We start from the raw sequence: 4,552 nt of genomic DNA, 5'->3' as shown, positions 1-4,552 counted from the left end.
CTAAACCTGAAATAAGCAGCACAAATACAACGATGATGGCTAAGTGCCCAAACAGGTGCATTACCTTCTTAACTTCATGAACAGATAATATGGTACAGCTTTTATATAGTGGCCACAGTGACCCCACCCAACTTGCTATTGCAAGAAGGTGAAAAGTTAAAATGCTTTTTACTAACCCATTTTCATTTGCACTGTGACCTGTGAAAGTGAAGCTATATGCAATAGATATAAGCAAAACCAACATAACTGTATTATTTATAACCACTGCAAAACGGTGCTTTATGTTAATGCGCCAATTAAGTGCAACAATCATAGCCACAAAAAGCGCTGCGCCTCTGAAAAGAGCTTGTTCTCCTATAACTGATTGCCAAACAATCTCTTGCATAAAAGGGTCTAGCATTCCCGCTACACCAGATTCTGCAATTGCACCAGCTTCAATTGGTACTTGTAAAATGACAGCAATAAAACCCAATGCCACACATTGAATTTGCCAGCGCTTTAAATACTGAGAGAAACTTATAAAGTGATGACCAGATAAATTACTGGCGATAATAAAACGAATTAAAAAAGTACCAGCAAGTGCGGCCAAAGCACTATAGCTTGCTAGCTTTAATAATAGTAAAAGTACTGACCATTCACTTACTTGTATCATGCTGCTACTTAATGATTGTGTTTGCTGTGGGCATTAGATTGTTCTTGCATCATATTACTTGACTCACTTTGATGTACCATAAAAGAAAACGAATCTGACATTTTATGTCCATCCCCCCCAAGTACTGTCCATTTAACCGTGTAGGTACCATGTGCTAAACTCGGCAGCGACCAATTAAAGTCTGTGCTTGGGGTGGAGCTAGGTTTGAAATCAAAGTTTATTGATTTATTTTTTTCATCTTTGATGATGACTTTTGCTAGCCTTACTTCACCACCAAAAGTTAACGAAAGTTGCTCTGGGCTTTGCATTAACATGGCTTCTTGCGTAGGTGTTGATTGCTTGAGTGATATATGCGCTGATGCGGAAAATGTAAGCACTAAACCTAAAATAACTACTGCAGAATTAAATAACTTCATAATTACCTCTTATTTAAAATGATTAAAACCAAAATTTAATACCCGCAACAAATGCGGTGTTATTGCTACTTTGTCCACTTGATGTGGCATAGTCGGCGGTACTGCCAAATTTATTGCTCCATTCAACGCCAATATAGGGCGCAAACTGGCGTGTAAACTCATAACGAACCCTAAAACCAATCGCGCTGCTTGATAGGCCACTTCCAAGTTCGTTTTGTTTATCGTTTTTGCCATAAAGTGTAATTTCGGCTCGCGGTTGTATAATTAACTTTTGCGTGAGTAGTAGTTCGTACTCTGCCTCTAACGTAAATGCGGTACTGCCTCGCTCACCTACGTACGCTGTCATATCAAGTTCAAACCAGTAAGGGGCTAAACCTTGTAAGCCAAAAGCCAACCATTGCCGATTTTCACCTTCTTTATTGTAATCAAGACGAACACCTGCTTGAGTATCCCAATATGCTGATACGGCGTGACCCCATAAAATATCGGTTTGGTTTTCCTCAAGGCTTCCTTCGCTGAAATCCCCCTCAGTTTTAACTACCAATCGATCAAAGGTAGTGCCGTACCATGCTTGTAAGTCAAATACACCTGCATTTGCTTGCTCGTTATATTCAAGACGATCGCCTAGTAATGCGTAAAATGGATGCTCATCAGCGAGTGTTAATCGCTCATTGCCCTCAAGCACATATGGGCCTTCTGTTAAAGTTGTTCCCGCAGAGTAAGCATGAGGGTCTCTTGCATCTTTAGGTGCATCTCCCCCTTGTGGTTGCATCTTAGCGCTACTCTTTTGTGCCATTTCACTTTGCGCTAATAAAGGGAAGCTAATTAATGAAGCCCCAGTTAACATTAATAAACCTAATGATTTAGATAGTTTTAATTGTTTCATGATACGACTACCTCTCTAAACATGCCGGCATCCATATGGAATAATAAATGACAATGCCAAGCCCAGCGCCCTACATCGTGAGGGGTGGTTAAGAAGCTGATTCTTTGTGCGGGTTGAACAGGTATCGTATGACGTCGCACTTGCACATCACCTTGCTCGTTTTCTAAATCACTCCACATACCATGCAAATGCATAGGGTGTGTCATCATGGTATCGTTTTGTAAAATAACTCTTAAACGTTGGTTATGCTTCATATGCACTGGCGTGCTTTTACCAAATTCTAAGCCATCAAATGACCAGCTATAACGCTCCATGTTGCCGGTTAAATGCAGCTCAATTTCAGCTTCTGGCTCTTGCTGGTTAGTGATCCCTTCAAGTGAGTGTAAATCTGCAAGTGTTAAAACACGGCGACCATTTTTACGTAAACCAATACCGGGATCATCAAGATTTGTTCTAGGCATATCAACGCGCATATCAACTGAGGCTCCATACTCCGTTTTTGCATGACGCACTTTAGAGCTGGCAACCGCCAATGGGTTTTCAGACATACCATGTTTGCTATGATCCATCGCCATTGCACCGTGGCCCATTGCGCTATGATCCATTTTTTTAGAGTTCATGCCTGACATACCAGCCATTGCAGAATGCTCACCGCCGTGGGTCATATTGCCCATCATATCGGTCATCGTTAACCACTCAACAGGATCCAGAGCAGGTATTGGCGCATCAATATTAGGTGCCGTTGATAAAGTTCCTTTTGCGTAACCTGAGCGGTCCATGCTTTGAGCAAAAATCGTATACGCATCATTTTTTGGCTCAACAATCACGTCATAGGTTTCACCAGGGCCGAATCTAAATTCATCAACTGTCACTGGTTCAACGTTTTGCCCATCTGCTTGTACAACCGTCAGTTTTAGCTCGGGGATACGCACGTCAAAAAAGCTATTACTAGAGCCATTAATAAACCTTAACCTAAGCTTTTCACCGACTTTAAATAATCCACGCCAGTTTGCCATTGGAGTACTACCGTTCATTAAAAAAGTCATTGCTGATGCAGATAAATCAGCTAAATCTGTAGGATTCATTCGCATCTGATTCCACATTTTTCGGCGCTGTAGAGCATTTGAAATACTGCTGCTTGAAACGTCATCGAAAAACTCTGGGACAGTGGGTTGATTGAAATTAAATACATCACTCTGTACTTTTAATTTACGGAACAGCGCCATTGGGTCATCATCAGTCCAATCAGATAATTGAATAACATGCTCGTTATCTGCACTAATAATATCGTTTTCTCGCGGTTCAATAATTAATGCACCGTACATGCCTGTCATTTCTTGAAAGCCACTATGTGAGTGATACCAATATGTACCGCTTTGTTGCAGTTTAAATTTATAAACAAAGGTTTCGCCCGGCATAATGCCTTTAAAGCTGATACCTGGTACGCCATCCATTTGATACGGTAAAATAATGCCATGCCAATGAATTGAACTCGGTACTGATAACTTATTTGTTACTCTAATAGTAACGTCATCGCCTTCTTTGAGGCGCAAGGTAGGAGCGGGTATAGATCCATTGATAGTTGTCGCCATACGTACTACGCCAGTAAAGTTAACCGGCGATTCATCTATAACCAGATCAATTACTTCGCCGCTAAGTTCGGGTACAGTGCCTGTTATTGTTCCTGCTACTAAAGATGATGCAGCATGTAATACACTCGGAAAAGCAGCAAGTACACCTCCTGCAATTAAGCCTTGAACAAATCGTCTTCGTGGTGTGCTAACCTGTTGTGATGACTTTTTAAACCCCATTTCCTTACTCCTTCATACCAGAATATGTATTGAGTATAGAAAATAGACCTGTCTTAAACATGACGCGAACATTACAAAGTTGTAATGTTGGTGTCATGTTGCTGTAGTGACAGATACTGCATAATATTTGCAGAGGTAGTTGTTAGGACTTTAATGAAGGAATTGTATGCGCTTATTAGTTGTTGAAGATGAATCAAAGACAGGAGATTATTTAAAACAGGGACTAAGTGAAGCTGGTTTTCAGGTTTCTTTGGCGCGCAATGGACTTGACGGTCATCACCTAGCAATGACCGACTTATTTGATGTAATAATACTTGATGTCATGTTACCTGACGTATCCGGTTGGAAAATTTTACAGTCGCTACGTGAAGCAGATAACAAAACCCCAGTACTATTTTTATCTGCTCGCGATAGCATAGACGATAGAGTAAAGGGGCTCGAACTTGGTGCTGATGACTATTTAATAAAGCCTTTTGCTTTTGCTGAAGTTTTAGCAAGAGTACGCACTCTTATTCGCCGTGGTGTAGTACAAACAGTTGACGATATACTGATAGTTGCTGATTTAGAAATGGATATTCCAAAGCGAAAAATACAACGTGCAGGCAAGCGTATTTTATTGAGTAATAAAGAGTTTAGCTTACTTGAACTATTGTTACGGCGCGAAGGTGAAGTACTGCCACGTTCGTTAATTGCTTCTCAAGTATGGGATATGAATTTTGATAGCGACACCAATGTGATTGATGTTGCCATTCGTAGGCTAAGAGCAAAAGTTGATGATGACTTTACT

5 protein-coding genes are annotated in these 4,552 nt (G+C 40.7%); 1 reads left to right on the top strand and 4 read right to left on the bottom strand.

Going from position 1 to position 4,552, the window contains the following annotated elements; all coding sequences use genetic code 11:
* The 4 genes from ENH88_RS05715 to ENH88_RS05700 form a co-directional block, all read right to left on the bottom strand.
* On the bottom strand, nucleotides 1-649 hold a 649-nt coding region (locus ENH88_RS05715; RefSeq protein ID WP_414704807.1), incomplete at its 3' end, for a copper-binding protein.
* Between the two features lie 11 nt (nucleotides 650-660).
* Nucleotides 661-1,068, bottom strand: coding sequence for a copper resistance CopC family protein (locus ENH88_RS05710; RefSeq protein WP_024589684.1), 408 nt, complete (start codon nucleotides 1,066-1,068; stop codon nucleotides 661-663).
* Nucleotides 1,069-1,090: 22 nt separating this feature from the next.
* On the bottom strand, nucleotides 1,091-1,954 hold the full coding sequence (locus ENH88_RS05705; RefSeq protein WP_024606961.1) for a copper resistance protein B: 864 nt from the start codon (nucleotides 1,952-1,954) through the stop codon (nucleotides 1,091-1,093).
* Nucleotides 1,951-3,765 carry a copper resistance system multicopper oxidase gene (locus tag ENH88_RS05700; RefSeq protein ID WP_304180559.1) on the bottom strand — a complete coding sequence of 605 codons (1,815 nt, stop codon included), beginning with the start codon at nucleotides 3,763-3,765 and terminating at the stop codon, nucleotides 1,951-1,953. Before ENH88_RS05700 ends, ENH88_RS05705 begins: the two co-directional genes overlap by 4 nt.
* Nucleotides 3,766-3,931: 166 nt before the next feature.
* Here ENH88_RS05700 and ENH88_RS05695 point away from each other — a divergent pair.
* Nucleotides 3,932-4,552, top strand: a 621-nt coding sequence (locus tag ENH88_RS05695; protein ID WP_304180557.1) for a heavy metal response regulator transcription factor, incomplete at its 3' end; no start/stop codon positions are given.

It is taken from the genome of Pseudoalteromonas prydzensis (assembly GCF_011050055.1).
Classification (GTDB): Bacteria; Pseudomonadota; Gammaproteobacteria; order Enterobacterales; family Alteromonadaceae; genus Pseudoalteromonas; species Pseudoalteromonas prydzensis_A.
Note: the sequence above shows the minus strand (reverse complement) of the source record. Positions and strands in the feature narration are given on the sequence as shown.

Excerpts from the sequence above, each read along its gene's own strand:
- ENH88_RS05700 (WP_304180559.1), bottom strand. The coding sequence starts at position 3,765 with ATGGGGTTTAAAAAGTCATCACAACAGGTTAGCACACCACGAAGACGA.
- ENH88_RS05705 (WP_024606961.1), bottom strand. The coding sequence starts at position 1,954 with ATGAAACAATTAAAACTATCTAAATCATTAGGTTTATTAATGTTAACT.
- ENH88_RS05710 (WP_024589684.1), bottom strand. The coding sequence starts at position 1,068 with ATGAAGTTATTTAATTCTGCAGTAGTTATTTTAGGTTTAGTGCTTACA.